Here is a 21299-nt window from a genome sequence, read left to right as displayed (position 1 = left end):
CCGGCACTTGCTTTTCTTTTTTGTAGTTTTGACAAATTTTACCTGTTGACCGTACTTGCAAAGAAACTATTCTCGTGGCTTATAAAAGCCGCTATCCTCGGGCTTGCCGCGTGGTTTATCTATCATAAATTCCTCACCAAGAATAGTGATCTGCAGGAATTTGGCATCAAGGTTTCCAGCCTAACAAAAGGCCAGGTTATCGGTACGCTTACGGCTGTGTCCATCCTGATGATGCTTAACTGGACGCTTGAGGCCCTTAAATGGCAGTACGTAAGCCGCAAGCTCATTAATATATCCATATGGAAAGCCCTTGAATCCGTATTTTGCGGATTAACCTGGGCCATTTTCACCCCAAACCGGGTTGGCGAATATGGCGGGCGCATTATGTTTTTGCCTAATCGTAAGCGCATACACGGCTTATTTGCCATGATGGTTGGCAGCCTCGGGCAAAACCTAATTACCAATATTTTAGGCCTCACCGGAACCTTGTGGTTTATTTATACTTATAAAGAACAACTGCACATTGGTGAATTATTTTTTTGGTGCATTGGCGTACTTGTGGTTTTCTTTTTGTTTTTGCTTACATTATTCTACTTTAATATTGAGTGGATGGTAAGCCTGCTAAGCAGGATAAAGTTCATTAAAAAATACGAGCGGTTTTTTAACATCATGGCCCGTTATAATATGGATGAGCTGCTTAACATTTTATGGTATTCGGTAGCGCGATTTATGGTATTTACCATGCAATATTACCTACTGATCCACTTACTGTTACCACAGTTGGGCTTGCTTACTATCGTAATGATGGTGTTTACCTTTCTTATTATCCAGTCGGCATTGCCATCGCTGGATATTTTTGATATTGGCGTGCGCAGTTTTACGGCTACCAGCCTTTTCGCTTACGTAACAAACGAACAATTGGCCGTGGTTGCGTGTGTATCTATAATATGGCTTATTAACCTCATCATCCCTGCGGTGATTGGTTGCTTTTTTGTACTTAAACTCAAATTCTTTGACCGTTATGCATAGTATCATTTCCATGCTGCTCACCGGTATTTACTTGTGTGTGCTTATCTACCTCATTAAAGGCTGGGCTATGCTTAAACGCACCAAACTATCGCTTACTACATTTAAAACAAAGGTCACGATACTGATAGCCGCCCGTAACGAAGAGGCCGGCATCCACCTTACCATTGAAGATATACTCGCACAGGATTACCCGAAACACCTTACCGAGATAATTATTGTTGACGACCACTCAACCGACCGCACGGCCGACATCATCCGTAGCTATGCGGAACAGGGTGTGAAGCTGTATCAGATGCGTGCCGGCGAGGCATTGAATTCCTATAAAAAAGCCGCTATTGCTGAGGCCATCGCCATGTCGACCGGTGAGTTGATGGTGGCCACCGATGCCGATTGCCGCATGGGCAGCAAATGGCTGTCGTCGGTAGTATCATACTATGAAACGGAGAACCCGGTCATGATCTCGTCGCCGGTTACCTACTTTCAGGAAAAATCCTTGTTCGAGCTGCTGCAGACGCTGGAATTCTCCTACCTGATCGGCATTGGCGCGGCATTCATTGGCAATGGCAGGGCATCAACCTGTAACGGGGCTAATTTTGCCTACCGTAAAGATGTATTTTACGAGGTAGGCGGCTTTAAAGGTATTGACGATCTGGCTTCGGGCGATGATGAATTGCTGCTGCAAAAGGTGGCAGAGGTTTATCCCGGCAGGATAGGTTTTTTGAAAAATCAGGAGGCCATTGTTTATACCCACGCCAAACCAACGTTAGAGGAATTTTTACAGCAGCGCCGTCGCTGGGCCTCAAAATCAACCCGGTATAAGGATAAAAAGATAGTGGCCATGGCTGTGTGTATCTGGCTGTTCAACGTATCGCTGCTTGCTAACGCGTTATTAGGTTTTTATGATATATACTTTTTCAAGCTGTTTTGTGTGCAGTTCGCTTTAAAGTATGTGTTTGAAACCGTGTTCCTGCTGCCCATTACTTCATTCTGGAAACGGCCTGCGTTGGTAGGCTTGTTGATTTTACTATCGCCAATACATATATTGTACTTTGTTTATGTGGGATTGATGGGCAATACCCGCAAATACGCCTGGAAAGGGCGTTTAGTACGCTAACTACAAACACTATCTTTAACTATGGCACCTGCAACTGTATCAATAAGGCCTTTTATAGGCGCTCAGAATTTTGAGCTATCAAAAGCGTTTTACCGCGAACTGGGTTTTGAGGAGCATATTATCGACGCCAAAATGTCGTTGATACGTTTGGGTGACCTGGCCTTTTACCTGCAGGATTATTACGCCAAGGAATGGGTGGAGAACACCATGATATTTTTCGAGGTAAAAAGCGCCGCCGAATGGTTTGAACATCTGCAAAGCCTTGATTTGCAAAACAAATATCCCGGTACAAAACTGGTACCCCTTCGCCACGAGCAATGGGGACGGGAGTGTATGGTGTTAGACCCGGCAGGTGTATTGATACACTTTGGTAATTTTCATTAATTTAAGCTAAATTAATTAGCAAAATAAATATATTTACTGCTCACAAACCTTTGGTACAATGAGCAAACAAGCCCACCGTTGCGCCTGGCCCGGCACTGATGAACTGTATATTAAATATCACGATGAAGAGTGGGGCAAAGAGGTGCATGATGATAAGATATTTTTTGAGTTCCTGCTGCTTGAATCTGCTCAGGCAGGCCTGAGCTGGATCACCATACTGCGCCGCCGCGAAAACTACCGCAAGGCCTTCGCCAACTTTGATGTAAAAAAGGTCGCCGCATTTACGGATGATGATGTTAGCCGTTTATTGAGCGATGAAGGCATTATCCGCAACCGCTTAAAAATTACCACGGCTATTACTAATGCCCAACTATTTATGGCTATACAAAAGGAGTTCGGCTCGTTTGATCAATACCTGTACAGTTTTATGCCTGGCGGCAAGGCCATCAACAAGCCACCGCAAGGCGGCATCCCGGTAAGTACGCCTGAGAGTGACGCGATAAGTAAGGATATGAAAAAGCGCGGCTTCAAATTTTTTGGTACCACCATTTGTTACGCCTTTATGCAGGCCACCGGCATGGTGAATGATCATGTGTTGAGCTGCGATTTCAGGTAGGTGTTTAGTGATTAGTGGTTAGTAGTCAGTGATCAGGGGATACACTGTGAAATCCATGTCCTGTTTGGACTCGCGATAATAGGGTGAGTAAAATATTGTACTTTTGAACCGATCGGTGAAATCACCCTGAATCAGTGAAATCATATTTATGAAAAAACTTTTTTTATTGGATGGCATGGCGCTTATTTACCGCGCCCACTTCGCGTTGAGTAAAAACCCGAGGTTTACTTCGGGCGGCATGAATACATCGGCCGTGATGGGTTTTACCAACACATTGCTTGATGTATTGCGTAAAGAAAAGCCAACCCATATGGCCGTAGTATTTGATACTGACGCGCCCACCGAACGCCATACTGAATTTGAAGCCTATAAGGCGCACCGCGAAGCCATGCCCGAGGATCTTTCAAAGGCACTGCCTTATGTGATCAAAGTAATATTGGGCTTTAATATCCCGGTGATCACGTCGGACGGGTATGAAGCTGATGATATTATAGGCACCCTCGCTAAAAAAGCTGAACAAAAAGGCTACCAGGTGTATTGCATGACACCAGACAAAGACTTTGCCCAGCTGGTGAGCGAAAACATCTTTATTTATAAACCCGCGCGTATGGGTAACGATATGGAGATATTGGGCGTGAAAGAGGTGCTGGCCAAATGGGAAATAGAACGTGTAGAGCAGGTGATAGATATACTCGGCCTATGGGGGGATGCGGTAGATAATATTCCGGGTATCCCCGGGGTGGGTGAAAAAACGGCTAAATCACTTATAAAAACATACGGTTCAGTTGAAAACATTATTGCCAATAGTCATGAACTCAAAGGCAAACTGAAGGAAAATGTAGAAACCTACGCTGAGCAGGGTTTGTTATCTAAAAAACTGGCTACCATTATGCTGAACGCGCCGGTTGAATTAGACGAGGAAGGACTGGAAATATGCGCTCCAAGTCGCGACCTGCTGGAGCCATTGTTTGCTGAGCTGGAGTTCCGCACCCTTGGTAAGCGTGTGTTTGGCGAAGAATATAGCATAACCGAGCTGAAAGCCGCATCGGTACAAACCGATCTGTTTGGCAACCCGGTGAATGGCGGTTACACCAGCCTTACCGTTGATGTTACCGATATTAAGGAGCCTGAAACACCTGCCATCGCCAAAAATATAAGTAATACAGAGCATGAGTATCATTTGGCCGATACATTTGAAAAACGTGCGGAACTGATCGCCCTGCTTAAACAGCAAAAAGATATTTGCTTTGATACCGAAACCACCGGCACCGATGCCAACCATTGTGAGCTGGTGGGCCTTTCGTTCGCAGTAAAACCAGGCGAGGCCTGGTATGTTCCGGTACCGCCAACAGAGGCGGATGCTAAGGCTCTGGTATCCGAATTTAAAGAGGTTCTCGAAAACGAGAACATCGGCAAAACCGGCCAGAACATCAAGTTTGATGTGATGATACTTAAATGGTATGATGTTATGGTTAAGGGCAGCCTGTTTGATACCATGCTGGCACATTACGTGCTCGACCCGGATACCCGCCATAATATGGACATCCTGGCAGAGAATTACCTGGGCTATACCCCGGTTTCTATTACTTCACTCATCGGGCCAAAGGGTAAAAACCAAGGCAACATGCGCGATGTAGAGATAGAAAAAATAAAGGATTACGCTGCCGAAGATGCTGATATCACCCTGCAACTTAAACAGGTTTTCGAGCCAAAAATTAAACAGGCCGAAGCCGAAAAGCTGATCAACGAGATTGAGCACCCGCTGATCTATGTGCTGGCTGATATGGAATGCGAGGGCGTGAAAATTGATGAAGATACGCTGAAGGAGTTTTCAAAGGATTTAACCACCGACCTCGCTAAGCTTGAAGCCGTGGTTTATGAGAAGGCCGGCGTTCGCTTTAACATATCATCACCCAAACAACTGGGCGAAGTGCTTTTTGAAAAATTACAGCTCGACCCGAAAGCCAAAAAGACCAAAACCGGCCAATACCAAACCGGTGAGGATGTACTACTGGCTTTGGCTACAAAAAGTGATATAGTTAAAGATATATTGGATTTCAGGCAGTTGCTCAAGCTAAAATCAACCTATGTAGATGCATTGCCGCAAATGATCAACCCTAAAACAGGGCGTGTGCATACCTCATACAACCAGGCGGTAGCGGCAACAGGGCGTTTAAGCTCTCAAAACCCTAACCTTCAAAATATACCTATCCGTACTGAGCGTGGCCGTGAGGTGCGTAAAGCATTTATTCCGCGCGATAGCGGGCATACCATCATCTCTGCGGATTACTCGCAGATTGAGCTGCGCATCATTGCCGAGATCAGCAAGGATGAGAACATGATGCAGGCCTTTTTAAATAATATCGATATCCATACCGCTACCGCGGCCAACGTTTATGGCGTACCTGTTGAAGAGGTGAACAGCACCCAGCGCCGTAATGCCAAGGCGGTAAACTTTGGTATAATCTATGGGCAATCGGCCTTTGGGTTATCGCAAAATCTGGGCATACCACGTAAGGAGGCTGCTGAGATCATTGAGCAATACTTTATCCAGTTCCCCGGTATTAAGCGCTACATGGCCGATACCATGAACTTTGCGCGCGAGAACGGTTATGTAAACACGCTGATGGGCCGCCGCCGTTACCTGCGCGATATTAATTCGGCCAATGCTACGGTACGTGGTTTCGCGGAGCGAAATGCCATCAACGCCCCTATACAGGGTTCGGCTGCGGATATGATCAAGATAGCCATGATCAACATACACCGAGAGCTGAAAGCCCAAAAACTGCAAGGCAAAATGACCATGCAGGTGCATGATGAGTTGGTGTTTGACGTGCCTCACCACGAAGTGGAGCTGGTAAAGCCCATTATTATGGAGAACATGAAGAACGCCATAAAAACCGAAGTGCCTATTATTGTAGAGATAGGCAGCGGCACCAACTGGCTGGAAGCGCATTGATGAATTTGGAGGGGGCCTGTTACCCTGAGCTTGTCGAAGGTTTGCGCGCGAGGAGGGTATAGTTTGTTAGTGCTTCGACAAGCTCAGCATGACAAGGGAATAATAACTTAACAGCTATTAAATTAGATAATTGGTATATTTGATATATGATAAGGACGCTTTTAAAGCCTGATAATCAAAATATATCTATCCGTTTGCCCGAGAACTTTGTGGGTAAGCAGGTAGAAGTTATTGCTTTTACTGTTGAAGAAACACAACAGCAAGAATTGACATTTGATAAACCTGTTGGGCATTTTGCTTCGGAGAATGTTTTATCAAAAGATTGGTTATCAGCAGAAGAAGACGAAGCATGGCAGGATTTGTAAAAGGCGACGTAGTTGTTATCCCATTCCCGTTCTCTGATCTTTCCGGAAGTAAGAGAAGACCAGCCCTTGTTCTTGCAGATCTTCCCGGAGATGATATTATTCTTTGCCAGATAACCAGTCAGCAAGCGTGGGATTCATTCGCCGTTCCTATTGATGCAAGCAGTTTTCTTTCAGGTTCGCTGCCCGTGGCCTCAAACGTTCGTCCATCACGAATATTTACTGCGGATAAAAATATAATTCTCAAAAAGGCGGGAACGCTCAATCAATCTGCTTACAATAAAGTTGTCAGTATAATTAACAGCCTTATCAGCTAATTATATCATTATCTAACCATGACCATCGATCATCTATACCAGTTATATACCAAGCATCCGGTTATCAGCACCGATACCCGCCGCATTGTGCCCGGCAGCCTGTTCTTCGCGCTGAAAGGCGATAAGTTTGATGCCAATGCCTTTGCAGCGCAGGCCATTGAGGCCGGGGCGGCTTACGCGGTGATAGACAATGCGCATTATCGCGTTAGCGAACAATATATACTGGTTGATGATGTGCTGGATACCTTGCAGGATCTGGCCCGCTACCACCGTAAGCAATTGAATATTCCGGTGGTAGGTTTAACAGGCACCAATGGTAAAACCACTACTAAAGAGCTGATCAATGCGGTGCTGTCACAGCATTTTAACACGCTGGCCACTCAGGGTAACCTGAATAACCATATCGGTGTGCCACTAACCATTTTAAGCATTACCGCCGAGCATGAGGCCGCTGTGATAGAAATGGGTGCTAACCACCAAAAGGAGATTGAAATGCTCTGCACCATATCGCAACCTACACATGGCCTGATAACCAATGTAGGCAAGGCACACCTGGAAGGTTTCGGCGGTGTTGAGGGTGTTAAGATAGCCAAGGGCGAACTGTACGATCACCTGGCCACGCATGGTGCCAATGTATTCATCAATGCTGATGATGCTACCTTGCAGCAAATGGCAGCTAAGCGAACCTTTAAAAAGCAATTGTTTTACGGTACACAGGGCGATGATAGCCTGATAACCGGTAAACTAATAGAGAACTCTCCACACCTGGTATTAGAGTGGCACGAGAAAGGCTCATCAAAAACGCATCAGGTCAGATCGAACCTAACAGGAGTTTATAACCTCGATAACATATTGGCAGCTATTTGCATTGGCACTTATTTAGGGCTCAATCCAACCGAGATCAACAAAGGTTTGGAAGGTTATCAGCCTAAAAACAACCGTTCGCAAATTGTGCAAACGGCTACAAACACCCTTATCTGCGATTATTACAATGCCAACCCCAGCAGCATGGCGGTGGCCATTGAGAATGTAGATAAAATAGCTGCCGAAAAAAAGGTGCTCATATTGGGTGATATGTTTGAAATGGGCGACGATGCCCCCGCCGAGCATTTAGCTATTATTGAAAAGGCTGAAGCGGCGAACGTGCACGAACGTATTTTTATTGGCAAGGAGTTTTACACTGCCAGGGCATCACATGCAGGGCAATACTTTCAAACTGCCGAGGATGCTATTGCTGCTTTGCAGGCTCATCCTATTTCCAATGCTACCATCCTGATAAAAGGATCGCGCGGTATGGCATTGGAGCGGCTGGTGGCTTTGTTTTAAGGCTGTTTCTTCTTTAAAACCACTTGTATATCAATAATACGTTTAACTATAAAACGTGCTTTGTTCTGACCTAAGTGTCCATAACCATTTGGGTTACTGTCATCATAAGTACCTATCATATCTATTATGGCATATCGATTCCAATAATATTCATGTACGTTTTCCAATTTGGATCGTAATTTTTGATCTAACCCCAAATAGATTTTATTAGGTATATCTAAATCCGTATTCGGAATTTTTTGATTGCATTTTGATGTGAATGAAGTAACCCACCAATACTCATCCACTCCACTGTAAACCCCTCGAACATAAACTTCTTCGTTTTTATGATTAGGCAGATCGCAAAAGTCTGTCAATTCGGTCATTGAAAGCACAGGAGGAGGAAATATTATTTGCTTTTGGGAAGTGCATCCAAACAAAAAAACACATAAAATAAGTATTGCAGGCCGTTTCATAATATTTGTAAATGTAGCATTACGATTGATTTGTATTTATAGATCTTAAAATGTAGTTTAGACACTTCTAAACCACAACCAATGCGTAAACTATTAATTATGACCTGTGTAGCGGCATGTGCCTACACGGCTAAGGCTCAGCGTGTAGAAATGCCGCAAGCCAAATTCAGCAAGGGCAACCAGGCCGCCTGGAGCAATCCGGGTTTTAACGATTCAGGCTGGCAAACCTTAAAAACCACATCCTTTTGGGAGAAACAGGGTGTTGATTACAATGGTTATGCCTGGTATCGTATTCACGTAAATATTCCATCTTCATTAAAAACCCAATCAGCGCTCAAAGATTCATTGCTGCTTAACCTGGCATACATTGACGATTGCGACGAGGTATTTTTCAACGGTAAAAAGGTCGGCCAAACCGGTCGCTTCCCTGAAGAACAGGGCGGCTACTCAACCGCTTATTTTAAAGAACGGGTATATCGCCTTGCCTTAAAAGATATTACCGTAAACTGGGATAAGGAGAACATCATCGCCATAAAGGTATATGACGGTGATGGCGACGGCGGCTTAGGTAATGGCGCTCCATATCTCGCCATGTTGGATTATATCGACAACATTGCCATCAACACAAACAACAGCTTTACATTTATTGATGGGAAGGTAAAAAAAAGCATAAAGCTGATCAATAAAAATAAGGAAGGCATCAAAGGCCTCTTTACCATCACCGCAAAGGACGAAGAGACCGGGAAAAACTTATACTCAAAGGAACAGGGCGTTGGCTTTGCACCTAAAAGCGAATCACCAAAAGATTATGTTGATATTCCTGTTGAAATTGCAGGTAAACCCGGCATTACCCTTACCTACAAATTTACAGAGCAAAAAACTGGCAAAAGCATTACCGCTACTGAGCAGCCACCCTACATATTAACCCCCAAAGCGCCTGCTACGCCTCGCATAAACGGCGCACAGGCAACCGGGGTAAGGCCAAATTCTCCGTTGATTTATAAGATAGCCGCAACAGGTAAAAAGCCGTTAAGCTATTCGGCCGCGCAGCTGCCCGAAGGTTTAAAGCTGGATGCTGCTACCGGTATCATCACCGGGTCAGTAGCAAAAGCCGGCGATTACCCGGTAAAGATCAGTGTTAAAAACTCATTAGGCACCGCCAGCCGTACCCTTACTATTAAGGTTGGCGATCTGCTGGCTCTCACACCCGCTATGGGCTGGAACAGCTGGAACTGCTGGGGCCTGTCAGTAACGGCCGACAAGGTAAAAAGCTCGGCACAGGCATTGATCGATAAAGGTTTGATTGACCATGGCTGGACCTACATTAACGTGGACGATGCCTGGGAGGCGCCCGCCCGCGCTGCCGATGGTACTATTGTTACCAACGAAAAATTTCCGGATATGAAAGCCTTGGGCGACTGGCTGCATAGTCATGGTTTAAAATTCGGCATTTACTCATCGCCGGGGAGGCTTACCTGCGGCGGATACCTGGGCTCGCTCGGCCATGAGTTGCAGGATGCCGAAACTTATAATAAATGGGGCGTTGATTATCTGAAACACGATTGGTGCTCGTACAGCGAAGTAGCCGGTAATGATACCTCGCTCGAAACCTTTATGAAACCATACCGCGTGATGCAAAAGGCCTTGCGCGCGCAGCCTCGTGATATTTATTACAGCCTTTGCCAGTATGGCATGAAGGACGTTTGGAAATGGGGACCGGAGGTTGATGCCAATAGCTGGCGTACCACCGGCGATATCACCGACACCTGGGAAAGTTTACATGAAATCGGCTTTCGTCAGTATAAAATATCTGAATATGCTAAGCCCGGCCGCTGGAATGATCCGGATATGCTAATTGTAGGCAAGGTGGGCTGGAGCGGCAACTTACGCAACACCCGGTTAACACCTGATGAGCAATATACCCACATCAGCCTGTGGAGCCTGCTTGCTTCTCCCTTGCTTATTGGCTGCGACATAAGCCAGATGGACGACTTCACCCTCAACCTGCTCACCAATGATGAGGTGATTGCCGTTAACCAGGATGTGCTGGGCAAACAGGCCCGCCGTGTTTTGGCTAAGGATGATTACGAGGTGTATGTTAAAGAACTGGCCGATGGCAGCAAAGCAGTTGGCTTTTTTAACCTGAGTAAAAAATACCGTACCATCAGTGTAAAACCATCCGAGATCGGACTGAGCCCATCAGCGCAGGTGCGCGATGTTTGGCGCCAAAAGGATTTGGGTAAAGCTACTGCAGGCCTGACGTACAAACTTGCACCACATGGGGTAATGATGATCCGCGTGAAAGGCTAATCAATTCAATTACAACAGGCATCGTGCACAAAAGCTATATTTGTGCATGATGCCTGTTTATCCTACCCAATACTCCACCTTATCTGCCGCCGCCCTAAATATTACACTCCAGCAAAACTACGGGTTAACCGCCACCACCTGCCGCTTGCTGATACGCAACGTAAGCGACACTTATTTATTGGAAAACCAAACCGCTAAATACATCTTTAAAATATATCGTGATGCGCATCGCAAAAAGGCGGAAATACTGGCGGAAGTTGAACTGCTCAATATTTTAAACGCCGATGGGCTTAAGGTAGCTTATCCGCTGACGGACATAAACGGAGACCAGCTACAACCGTTTAACGCTGCTGAAGGCACTCGCTATGGCGTACTGTTCAGCTTTGCTAAAGGCGAACTGGTGTATGATCTATCTCCTGCTCATTTGCGCACTTTAGGCCACGCAATGGCACATTTCCACAACATCAGCAGCAGAACAAAATTGCAACATCCGCGGCACGAGTTTACGGTTGATACTATGCTATTGCAGCCGGTTGAAGTAGTAGCCCCGGCTTTTAAAAATCTGCCTGAAGAATATAACTTTCTTAAAGAAGTATCTGGTTACGTAGCTGAAAAGATTAACGGCTTCGACAAATCAAAATTCAGCTATGGTTACTGCCATTATGATTTTTTGCCCAAGAACTTCCACTTTGAAGATGCCGAAACGTTAACGTTTTTTGATTTTGATTTTTGTGGGTGGGGCATGCTGGCTAACGATATCGCGTCGTTTTACATACACTACTTTATGGAAACAACCCTTAACAAGATCACCAGGGAAAGGGGCGATACCGATTTTCAGTTATTCATTGATGCCTATCGTGAGGTGCGGCCCTTTACTGATGAGGAATTAACAGCCGTTCCATATTTAGGCTTTGCATTCTGGGTGTTTTACCTGCGTTTCCAATTTGAGCATTTTGATGATTGGTCGAATACCTTTTTTAACGACCGCTTTCTGCGCGAACGGATCAGGATTTTAAAACTATGGGCAGAGCGACATTTCGGCTTCGACGCCGCGCTTAGTTAGTATCCGTACAAAAAGCATTTAAACACTTATAGAGTAAAACGCATTTTAGATTGTAATTAATCAACCGAAATCCTATCTTGATGCCCCCCGCTTAACGTATTTTGATTAATTGGTTTTTATGAGCATACTTCCAAAACTCAGCCGCTTTGATCTGTCAATGATAGTGATCAGCCTGGTAGTTGGCATGGGCATATTTGCCACGCCGATGGAGGTTTCAAAAAATTTAACCAACCCTTACCTGTATTTCGGTGTGTGGCTGTTCGGCGGCTTTATAAGCCTGTGCGGTGCATTAACCTTTGCTGAGATAGGCGCGCGTTACCCGGTTACCGGCGGTTTTTACAAGGCGTTTTCATACAGCTTCCACCCCGCAGTGGCGTTCATGATCAACTGGATTTTGGTGATAAGCAATGCTGCTTCTGTAGCGGCGGTTACCCTGATAGGTGCCGAGTATGTTGTGCCCTTGGTTATGCCCGCCCATCTGCACAATACCTTCTGGGTAAAAATTATGGCAATAGCATCTGTACTGGTGCTTTACATTGTTAATATGCGGGGCATAAAAATGAGCGCCAACACCCAAAACCTGCTCAATTTGCTTAAAATAGCTATTGTTCTGGTTATTTGCAGTGCTATATTTCGTGCGGATAGCCATGAGCAGGCCGTTATTTACTCCGGCGATTACAACACCTGGGCCGACGTGGGCATAAGCCTTGTTGCCGTTTTTTTCTCCTATGGCGGCTATCAGCAAACCATCAATTTTGGTGGCGACAGCATCAACGCCAAAGTAAACATACCTAAGGCTATAGTAACCGGCATGCTCGTTGTAATAGCTCTGTATATGCTTATCAACGTAGCCTATTATCGCGTGCTGGGCATTGCCGAAATGCAGCGAACCCCGGCCCTCGCGGCAGCGTTAGCCGGCTACCAATTCGGCGCACTCGGATATAAAATCATGTCGGTACTGATGTTTGTGTCGGTACTTACGTTTATCAATGTAAACATCATGTCGAACCCGCGAATTTATTACGCGATGGCTGAGGACGGCATACTACCTGCGGCATTTAAAAAGGTTAATCCGTTAACGCAGGTACAGGAGTTTGGCCTAACTTTTTTTGTGCTTGTGGTATTATGCGTATTGCTTTTTGTCGATTCTTTTCGTAGTGTGATCAGCTATGTAATGTTTTTTGATACGGTAGGGTTATCAACGGCGGCGTTATCTGTTTTTATACTACGCAAACGCACCAGGCACCTTAAATTGGCCTGGATTTATCATGCAAAACTTTACCCGGTTATTCCGGTGATATTTATAATTACCTATTGGCTGGTTACGTTATTTATATTCATGAAACATCCTGCGGCGGCAGCCGTATGCATGGGTATATTTGCACTCGGCCTGCTCATATACTATATCAGCAAACGCAGTAAACAACGTATAACCTAAACTATCGGCACACAATTAAATTACTATGGATCTTTCTTATATTCTGAATGAGCTTGGCGAAGAACGCGAACAATATTATAACGCAGTTTCGCCGCCGATAATGCAAACCAGCAATTTCGCGTTCAATACCGTTGCCGATATGCGCGGCGCCATGGGCAACGAGTTTGATGCTACGCTGTACTCACGCGGGCAAAACCCTACATTGAACATACTGCGTAAGAAACTGGCCGCGCTTGACGGCGCCGAGGATGCACTGCTTTTCTCGAGCGGTATAGCGGCTATCAGCACTGCCGTGATAGCGCTGGTTAAACAAGGCGACCATGTAATATGCGTGGAGAACCCATACAGCTGGACAGATAAGTTATTTAAACAGCTGCTGCCTAAATTTGGCGTAACTACAACCTTTGTAACCGGAACCTTGGTTAGTGATTTTGAGCAAGCCTTAAAGCTCGAAACGCGTGTTATATACCTGGAAAGCCCCAATACCTTTACATATGAGTTGCAGGATTTAAAAGCCATAGCCGAATTAGCCAAGGCGAAGGGTATAATCACTGTAATTGATAATAGCTATTGCACACCGCTTTTTCAGCAACCGGCTAAACTGGGGATCGACTTGGTAGCGCAGTCAGCAACCAAATATATCAGCGGCCACTCTGATGTTATGGCGGGGGTATTAACCGGCAGCCGTGAGCTTATCAGGCAAATATTTGAGCATGAGTTTATGAACCTTGGCCCCGCCCTTTCGCCACACAGTGCATGGTTATTGCTTCGGGGACTACGTACTTTGCAATTACGCCTGCAAAGCAGTTTTAACAGCACCCAGATAATAACCAAATGGCTTGCCGGCCACGACGCCGTTGAGGCTGTGCTTTGGCCCTTTGGCCCATCCTTTACACAAACTCAACTGGCGCACCAGCAAATGCAGGGTTGCGGCGGCTTGTTCAGCATAGCACTTAAAAACTCTACTTATGCAAAAATTGAGACATTTTGCAACAGCCTGCAACATATGCTGATTGCCGTATCATGGGGCGGTCACGAGAGCTTGGTGTTACCTGCTATAGCATCCATACCACCAGAAAAGTACGACGCCAAAAACCCAAGGCATCAATATATTCGCGTATATATCGGGCTTGAAGATCCGCAATATTTGATCAACGACTTGGAGCAGGCGCTCGAAAAAGTAAAATCAGCCGACGCTGTTTACAGCTGATACTCGCCTAAATATTAAATTATTGCTTTTTAAATTGTTGAGGCGCTACATAGATTGTACCATTGGCCATCATGGTTTTACGGGTAAAGCTTTCCACTTTACCGGCAGCATTACGGTTAACATACAACCGCGAACTGTTAGGCGCAATGTTGGCGTTCAATCCGTTTATCACTAACACATCGGGTTTAACTTCCTGTAATGTAAAGCTTTCAACCGGCTTACCTGGCACGCGGTATTTATAAACCAAGCCATTTTTGGCAGATTCTATGGATACGTTATTAGGATATTTACCTATCAGCTCATTATACTTGCTTTTAATATTCACGGGTTTGTTAGCAGCCATATTGCCGTTATCAATCACCCATTGCGCAGCTTCGCGGGTTATGCTATCCTTGTCAGTTTTAACAATATCTTCCAGTATCAGCTTGCGGGTGGCCAACAGCGCGTCGGCCTTACCGGTATTAACATCAGGGATTACGCCTGTGCCTTCCCAGCCTACATTAGTGCCGGGCCCCACTACCATTTTGAACGGGGTGAAAACAATCAGGTTATTTTTTAGCGCGACGTAAGTGCCGGCTATACCGGCCCCGGCGGTAGTATCACCTACTATGGTTGCACGATTTAACTTCTGCATAGCATACGCAAATCCTTCAGATGCTGATCCGGTACCTCTGCCTACCAACAGGTAAACCTTTGCATCAGGATTACGCCTGCCGGGCACGTAAGCGTAGGTCCACTCCTGCTCATCCTGCTTACGGTCTTTATAAAAACCGTTCAGGTAAAACTGTTCGTGGCCAGCATTATAAAAATACGAAGACAGAAAACGCCCCATCTGTCCGGTACCACCCGGATTATGCCTTATGTCGATGATGATATATTTACTGTAAGAGGCCATATTCATAGCCGCGGCGGCCATCTCAAACGCTTCCTTTGAACCATAGAACGGACCCGGCGCGTCAATATACGCCGTTGATGTAGCTCCATCTATTTCCACCTTTTTAAACCCGTAGTTAGCACGGCGTTCCGAATCATCCTCACGGTGATTACCGCCACCGGCTTGCGGCTCGGTCATGCTTTTATAAACCTGTTCGTTGCGCATAACTCGCAGATGCACGTCCTTATGGGCTTTGTTCAGGTCATCAGTCAGTCGCGATGCCAGCTCGTCCTCACTCAAATTATTGTAGCGGCCTGCGGCTTCTGCCTTTTTTAATGCCTCGCTGTATTTAGCGCTGATCTCTGGGAAAGGGTAAACATCTACCAACTTATCGGCCAGCTTAGTTACGATCTCGTGTCGGTCGCCTTCATTAACTGTTTGGGCTTGGACTTCCTGCTTTGAAACTAACGATATTAAAGCAAATACTATTGCTAATTTATTTTTGAAAGATGTTTTCATATTTATAAGTTATGGGTCTATAAATATAACACAATAGAAAAACGTTTTATCAACTTATTTCTATTATAAACAATCAGCTGATCAAATTAAAAAATGCCAACAATCACAAGCTCAAAACCATTAGCTCTGATTATATCACACCTACGCGAATTTAATTCGTATCAAAAACGTTACATTTGTTTCAAACTATCTGGCCCTAATTAATGAAACTTCTTGCTGGCAAGCATCAGCCTGCACCGGTAAGTAGTGTTTGCATATTTATGAGCCGTTTTTATTAAAAGATTGTGAACCAACGGCAAACAACTGCAAACATTTTATTTATCAATGCTTAAGGATAAACTTACCCTGGATTATCTGTATCCGCGTATTATTCAAAAACGCACTTACCAACGTATTAAAGCCCGAACTATTGACCTCGTTTACCGTGTGTATGACAGGCTTTTGTTTCCACAGAAAAAATATAATCAATACGCCATACTGCTTACCAAAAAAGGCGATCATAGGAATGCCTTAACCGCGCGTCCGTTTAAAACACTGCCCTTAAGCCTGAATTTTGAAGAATTTAGCAACGTAACAGATTTCGGCTTATACGACTTGGTAGTACCTATGACTGTTGATGACGTAACGCGTTGTAATGCTTCCAGAAACGTAATTAAAAGCGATGTTATACCCATTCCGTCGGCAGACGCTATAATGATATGCGACAGAAAGGATTTGCTGATAGAAAAACTAAGGGAATGCGGATTGGGTTGTTTAGTGCCGGCGCAGCGAGACAATTATCCTTACATCCTGAAAAAGAATGCGGGTGATTTTAGTAAGAATGCTTATATCATCACCAGTAAGCAGGATGAGGATACCCACAAGAGTCTATTGGATGACCCGGATTATTTTACGCAGGAACTGATACAAGGTAAAAAGGAATTTGCGTCGCACATTGTGTTTAAAAACGGTAAAATTATAGCCAATGTGACCGTGTGCCACCGTTACGCCGAGGCTGCCTATCTGCAAGGAAAAACCACGTCAAACTCGCGAAACCGTATTGCCAACAGGCATCAGGCGGCATTTACGCAGGTTTTAAACTTGATAGGTTTTGAAGGCCTGTGCTGCATTGATTATAAAGAGGTGAACGGCCAACCTAAAATATTTGAGATTAATCCACGCTTTGGCGGCAGTTTGAGATTTTATTTTAGGGGCTTACTACGCCAGTTGGGTTCAGCTTCGTGACGCCTGCCACATGTTAGTTAACCCTACGAAAAAGCCCTTTCACTTTAAAGTGAAAGGGCTTTAATATTTATTGATATTAAAACAGCTTTGCCTCATTTAAAGTTGCGGCTGCTTCAATCAGCATCATGCCACTGAGTTGTACAGTCAAATCAGTTGAGCCAGATGGTTTCTTTGTCCAATCCGGACTAACCGTGTGAGCAGGCCTTGCTATACCGTTTGTATATAAGGTTTCCGCATTTAGTTTCAAGAATTTTACAAGCTCATTCCTGTCAATAGCTGCCACGGCATCTTCCTGCGCTAACAGGGTAAAATACCTGATCAGGATGCCCTTGAACAAGCCCCCATCGCCCTGACCTTCGCCTTTAAGTATGCCACCCGGTGTAATATCACCGCTTATCAGCGCAGCTTTAGCCGTGCGCACCGCATCACTCAAATAAGCGGCATCGTTGGTTGAATGATAAAGTTCAAGCGCAGCGCCAACAAATATACCTTGGTTATACGTGTACAGGTTTTTGCTGATCTGCCCGTCTCCATTGGCGTTAACACCATCCCACACTAAACCGGTTGATGGGTCAACCAACTTTCCTTTTAGCCAGGTGTACAATGTTTTGGCCAATTCCAGATCTGCCGTGTTATTGTTTATACGCGATAGGCGCGCAGCAAAAATAATAGCAGGAGCATTAGCCGGAGTGTTCTTGTAATCGAGCTGATTTTTACGCCAGGCAATACCTCCACCCTGATTATTGTTTAGGCCGGTTTTAATATCCGTCCATAACGTGTTGGCGGCGGCCAGGTAATCGGCATCATCAGTTGCCTCATATGCCCGCAATGTGGAAAGTGCCAGCCATTCCATATCATCATAATAATCATTGATGAGGCTATTACCGTTGGTTTGCCTGATGCCGTTCAGTTGGGCTTTCATGCGCTGCACATATTTATCGTCGTCGGTACGCAGGTAGCCATCAACCAGCACATCAAGCGCGTGGGCATTAGGCCAGTAATGAAAGGTTGAGTTGCCGGCATCATTCTGCACAAAATAGCGCCCGTTTGCAGACAGGAAGCTGTTGTATAATTTCTCCTGCAGTGTATCAGCCGTTAAGGCCCAGTTGTACGTAACCGCCGGGCGCTGGTTGTTGGAACCGTATAGCGGAAAAGCTTTATCCTTACAGGCCGGCAGCGATAACGCTACCACAGCCGCCGCGGCAAGCTTTATAATAGTTAATTTATTCAGTTTCATAAATCGGTATCTTATTTATGAATGCCGGACTTTGGCAGTTCCGGCATTCATAGATGATAAATCAGTGGTTATTTTACAGTTACTGAATGGGTGTAGGTAGCACCGCTAAAGTCAACCTTAACATCTATGTTATGATTATCAGCGCCAGAAGTGAATTTGAACGAGTAATCATATTGAGAGTTATCAACCGGTACCATTTCGTAATATGAAGCCGCGGTAGACGCATCCGGACGGTTGTTGTCTTTATTTTTGCTGCCATAATACTCGGTGCTTGACTGTCCGGCTGCATTTTTCACCGTAAAGCGGAATTTATAGCGCTCATCCTTTCCCCAGTTTTCGGTTTTGAAAACTATCGGCTTGTCATTAGCTAACCAGGTGCCATTACCCACGTATGGCAGATCAAATAGTATTTTGCCGTCAGGTGAAAACCATAGGCCCAAAGCTGTAATTTCAGTCATTTGTGCTTCACGTGTACCAAAGTCAAGTACCAGGCGCACCACTTTCTCGCCTGCGAAAGCAGTTGAGCCGTTTTCGGCAAGTTTACCTGAAGCGTTAATTGAGAATAATGAAGGCGTACCTTTATTATCTGATGCGAATTGATATTCACCATCTTTCAGTTTAGTAAAGATTTCAAACTTACCGTTACCCAGGTTTTTAAAATGCCTGGCGTTAGCTAAATCCGCACCGCCCTCGGTAGCCGCACCGGTAATGAACAAGTCATTAGGTGTAACAAACGAGTCAGGGCGTTCCACCTCAATTACGTTTGATACGGTAGGTATTTTAGTATTGATGCCCTTTGAGGCAATCACTGTCCATTTCAACTTGCCTGTTTCTGCAGGTTTAATACCCGCCAGCGTTGCCACGCGGTTAAGGTCAGAGAAAGTCATTACCAGCGTGTTATCAAAACCATTGCGGCCAGATGCTACGGAATAAATAGGGTTAACGAAATCACCGTCTTGCTTGGCGAATGCTACCTCATAGCTCACATAGCCATTATCTTCGGCTTTTGCTTGCTGCCATTCAAAGGTTACAGTACCATTTCCGTCAAGCTTAACAAATTTATCGTTCTCCGGAAAATACAGCGCCTGTACAGCGGTTACGTTGGTATGGCTGAGTTCTTTATCCTTTTTACAGCCCGAAAATATAGTTGCTACTATGCCTGCAAGTACTATGCAGAATATATTTTTTTTCATGTTGATTGATCCTTTTAATTGATATTCAAACTAAATATTGTTACCAGCCCGGGTTTTGTCCAAGGTTAGGGTTAAGCAGCCGCTCGTCAAGCGGAACAGGCCACAGGTAATTACGGCTCGCATCAAACCTGCGCTCATTAGCACGGATGTAGCCGTTATCCACATTGGCAGGGCCAAATTTGGCACCATGCGCCCAACCGTTAAGCACATCCTCAGCAATACGCCAGCGACGAATGTCGAAAATGCGCAGGCCTTCCATAGCCAGCTCGGTACGGCGCTCATTACGCACAACGTCACGCTGATTGGCTGATGCATTAAAGTTGATGGCTGCCGGCGCGGTAAAACCTGCACGTTGGCGCAGCAGTTTTATCGTTTTGTCCCAAACAGAGGCATCCATCTGGTTAAGCTCTGTTTTGGCTTCAGCATACATCAGCAATACATCCGCGTAACGAATCAGGATCAGGTTAAGCGCGGCTTGGAAGTTGGTACGCGATTTTGGATCGTAATATTTACGGGTATAATAACCTGTTGGGGATGATATACTACCCGAACGGTACTCATCCGGCGCATTATCATCAGGATCAGTACCTGGCTTAGTATATATTACTTTAGTGCTTCCGCTCGGCAGTTTCCAGTTATACAGGTGATAAACCACGGTGTTGGTTAAACGCGGATCGCGGTTGTTGTATGGATCATTCTCATCATATCCTGAACCTGTCTCGTTTATCCTGCGGCCGTTAAGCATCAGGTAGCTATCAACCAACTCCTGCGTAGGTGCAAGCGCATTCAAGCGGCCACCCACCGACAGCGGCGCCAAATCGTAAAAAGTTTGGTATTCCCTGTCGCCGGTTACATAACCGATGTCATAGATAACCTCGCTGTTGTATTCGTTATCAGGCAAAAACAACCCCTCGTATGATGGGAACAAGCTGTAAGTACCGTTAGCATTGCTGTTCATCAGCTTTTCACATTCGGTAACCACGCCAGCCCAGTTATTTTGATAAAGCAGCACACGTGCCTTTAAAGCGATAACAGCACCCTTGGTTAAACGCCCTTTATCTGCTGCCGGGTAAGCGGTGTTAACTGGCAGTATAGCGGCACATTCATCAAGCTCTTTCAAAATAAAATCTATCACCTGCGCCTTTGGTGTACGGCTTACCACTTTAGTTTCTTCAACCGTTGGGTCTTTGGTAAACAATGGCACATCGCCAAACCAGGTAGTGAGGTAAAAATATTGCCATGCACGTAATACACGGGCTTCAGCCTTCATGCGGTTTTTCAGATTTTCATCCATACCGGCAATACGGTCGATATTTTCGAGCAGGATATTGCTGGTTTTAATACCGGCATAGTGGTCACCCCACTCGCTTTTAAGCCTCGGTAATGACGAATCGTAGGTACCCGCGCCTAATGAGGCTGCACCCTGGTTATCGCCACGGCCGTTAAAGGCATTGTCAGACAGGCCCTCGTTGTAAAAGAACCTATCGGCACCCATTAATTGCGAATACGCTGTGTTTAATACGCTATTTGCCTTGGCTGCGCTGGTCCAGTAATTTGCATCGGTGAAATTATTGGTAGGCACAAGGTCGAGCTTTTTACATGCTGATAATACGCTTACCAGTATGATCAAAAATGCGGTTTTTGTTAGTTGCGATCTTTTCATATTGGT

At 45.2% G+C, this 21299-nt stretch carries 18 protein-coding genes; 13 read left to right on the top strand and 5 right to left on the bottom strand.

The annotated features are described in order from the left end of the window. Positions 1-45: 45 nt before the first annotated feature. The 8 genes from LT679_RS13160 (at position 46) to LT679_RS13125 (ending at position 8107) form a co-directional block, all read left to right on the top strand. Positions 46-1029: a hypothetical protein gene (locus LT679_RS13160; protein ID WP_232178057.1), complete on the top strand. Its 984-nt coding sequence runs from the start codon at positions 46-48 to the stop codon at positions 1027-1029. Beyond that, positions 1022-2143: a glycosyltransferase gene (locus tag LT679_RS13155; RefSeq protein WP_232178056.1), complete on the top strand. Its 1122-nt coding sequence runs from the start codon at positions 1022-1024 to the stop codon at positions 2141-2143. The genes LT679_RS13160 and LT679_RS13155 overlap by 8 nt, the downstream gene beginning before the upstream one ends. A gap of 21 nt (positions 2144-2164) precedes the next feature. After that, positions 2165-2527, top strand: coding sequence for a VOC family protein (locus tag LT679_RS13150; protein ID WP_232178055.1), 363 nt, complete (start codon positions 2165-2167; stop codon positions 2525-2527). A gap of 58 nt (positions 2528-2585) precedes the next feature. After that, complete coding sequence (locus LT679_RS13145; protein ID WP_232178054.1) at positions 2586-3143, top strand: DNA-3-methyladenine glycosylase I; 558 nt, start codon at positions 2586-2588, stop codon at positions 3141-3143. Positions 3144-3291: 148 nt separating this feature from the next. Then, the gene (polA, locus tag LT679_RS13140; protein WP_232178053.1) at positions 3292-6102 is read left to right on the top strand and encodes a DNA polymerase I; all 2811 of its coding nucleotides are present in this window, start codon (positions 3292-3294) and stop codon (positions 6100-6102) included. A 146-nt stretch (positions 6103-6248) separates the two neighbouring features. Beyond that, on the top strand, positions 6249-6467 hold the full coding sequence (locus tag LT679_RS13135) for a hypothetical protein (RefSeq protein ID WP_232178052.1): 219 nt from the start codon (positions 6249-6251) through the stop codon (positions 6465-6467). Then, entirely contained in the window at positions 6452-6781 is a 330-nt protein-coding gene (locus LT679_RS13130; protein ID WP_232178051.1) for a type II toxin-antitoxin system PemK/MazF family toxin, read from the top strand. Before LT679_RS13135 ends, LT679_RS13130 begins: the two co-directional genes overlap by 16 nt. A gap of 18 nt (positions 6782-6799) precedes the next feature. Then, positions 6800-8107, top strand: coding sequence for a UDP-N-acetylmuramoyl-tripeptide--D-alanyl-D-alanine ligase (locus tag LT679_RS13125; protein ID WP_232178050.1), 1308 nt, complete (start codon positions 6800-6802; stop codon positions 8105-8107). On the opposite strand, the gene LT679_RS13120 is transcribed toward LT679_RS13125, so the two are convergent. Beyond that, positions 8104-8562 carry a hypothetical protein gene (locus tag LT679_RS13120; RefSeq protein WP_232178049.1) on the bottom strand — a complete coding sequence of 153 codons (459 nt, stop codon included), beginning with the start codon at positions 8560-8562 and terminating at the stop codon, positions 8104-8106. The genes LT679_RS13125 and LT679_RS13120 overlap by 4 nt on opposite strands. Before the next feature lie 81 nt (positions 8563-8643). On the opposite strand from LT679_RS13120, the gene LT679_RS13115 reads away from it, so the two are divergent. The 4 genes from LT679_RS13115 to LT679_RS13100 all read left to right on the top strand — a co-directional run bounded on the left by LT679_RS13115 (position 8644) and on the right by LT679_RS13100 (position 14583). Next, the gene (locus LT679_RS13115; RefSeq protein WP_232178048.1) at positions 8644-10872 is read left to right on the top strand and encodes a putative Ig domain-containing protein; all 2229 of its coding nucleotides are present in this window, start codon (positions 8644-8646) and stop codon (positions 10870-10872) included. A gap of 46 nt (positions 10873-10918) precedes the next feature. Beyond that, complete coding sequence (locus LT679_RS13110) at positions 10919-11935, top strand: phosphotransferase enzyme family protein (RefSeq protein ID WP_232178047.1); 1017 nt, start codon at positions 10919-10921, stop codon at positions 11933-11935. 118 nt (positions 11936-12053) lie between these two features. Continuing rightward, positions 12054-13373 (top strand): APC family permease, encoded by a 1320-nt coding sequence (locus LT679_RS13105; protein WP_232178046.1) that lies wholly within the window; start codon positions 12054-12056, stop codon positions 13371-13373. A 25-nt stretch (positions 13374-13398) separates the two neighbouring features. After that, entirely contained in the window at positions 13399-14583 is a 1185-nt protein-coding gene (locus tag LT679_RS13100; protein WP_232178045.1) for a trans-sulfuration enzyme family protein, read from the top strand. Between the two features lie 19 nt (positions 14584-14602). Here LT679_RS13100 and LT679_RS13095 read toward each other — a convergent pair whose 3' ends face one another. Further along, positions 14603-15976, bottom strand: a complete 1374-nt coding sequence (locus LT679_RS13095; protein ID WP_232178044.1) for a S41 family peptidase — start codon at positions 15974-15976, stop codon at positions 14603-14605. A gap of 324 nt (positions 15977-16300) precedes the next feature. Here LT679_RS13095 and LT679_RS13090 point away from each other — a divergent pair, with 324 nt between their 5' ends. Beyond that, on the top strand, positions 16301-17200 hold the full coding sequence (locus tag LT679_RS13090; protein ID WP_232178043.1) for an ATP-grasp domain-containing protein: 900 nt from the start codon (positions 16301-16303) through the stop codon (positions 17198-17200). A 76-nt stretch (positions 17201-17276) separates the two neighbouring features. On the opposite strand, the gene LT679_RS13085 is transcribed toward LT679_RS13090, so the two are convergent. From LT679_RS13085 to LT679_RS13075, 3 genes are all read right to left on the bottom strand, one after another. Beyond that, positions 17277-18437, bottom strand: a complete 1161-nt coding sequence (locus tag LT679_RS13085; protein WP_232178042.1) for a glycoside hydrolase family 76 protein — start codon at positions 18435-18437, stop codon at positions 17277-17279. Positions 18438-18505: 68 nt separating this feature from the next. Then, entirely contained in the window at positions 18506-19630 is a 1125-nt protein-coding gene (locus LT679_RS13080) for a SusE domain-containing protein (RefSeq protein WP_232178041.1), read from the bottom strand. A 40-nt stretch (positions 19631-19670) separates the two neighbouring features. Further along, positions 19671-21293 carry a RagB/SusD family nutrient uptake outer membrane protein gene (locus LT679_RS13075; protein WP_232178040.1) on the bottom strand — a complete coding sequence of 541 codons (1623 nt, stop codon included), beginning with the start codon at positions 21291-21293 and terminating at the stop codon, positions 19671-19673. Positions 21294-21299 lie beyond the last annotated feature (6 nt).

It is taken from the genome of Mucilaginibacter roseus, assembly GCF_021215455.1.
Taxonomy (GTDB): domain Bacteria; phylum Bacteroidota; class Bacteroidia; order Sphingobacteriales; family Sphingobacteriaceae; genus Mucilaginibacter; species Mucilaginibacter roseus.
The sequence above is the reverse complement of the archived record's forward strand: the minus strand, read 5'-3'. Positions and strand labels throughout refer to the sequence as shown.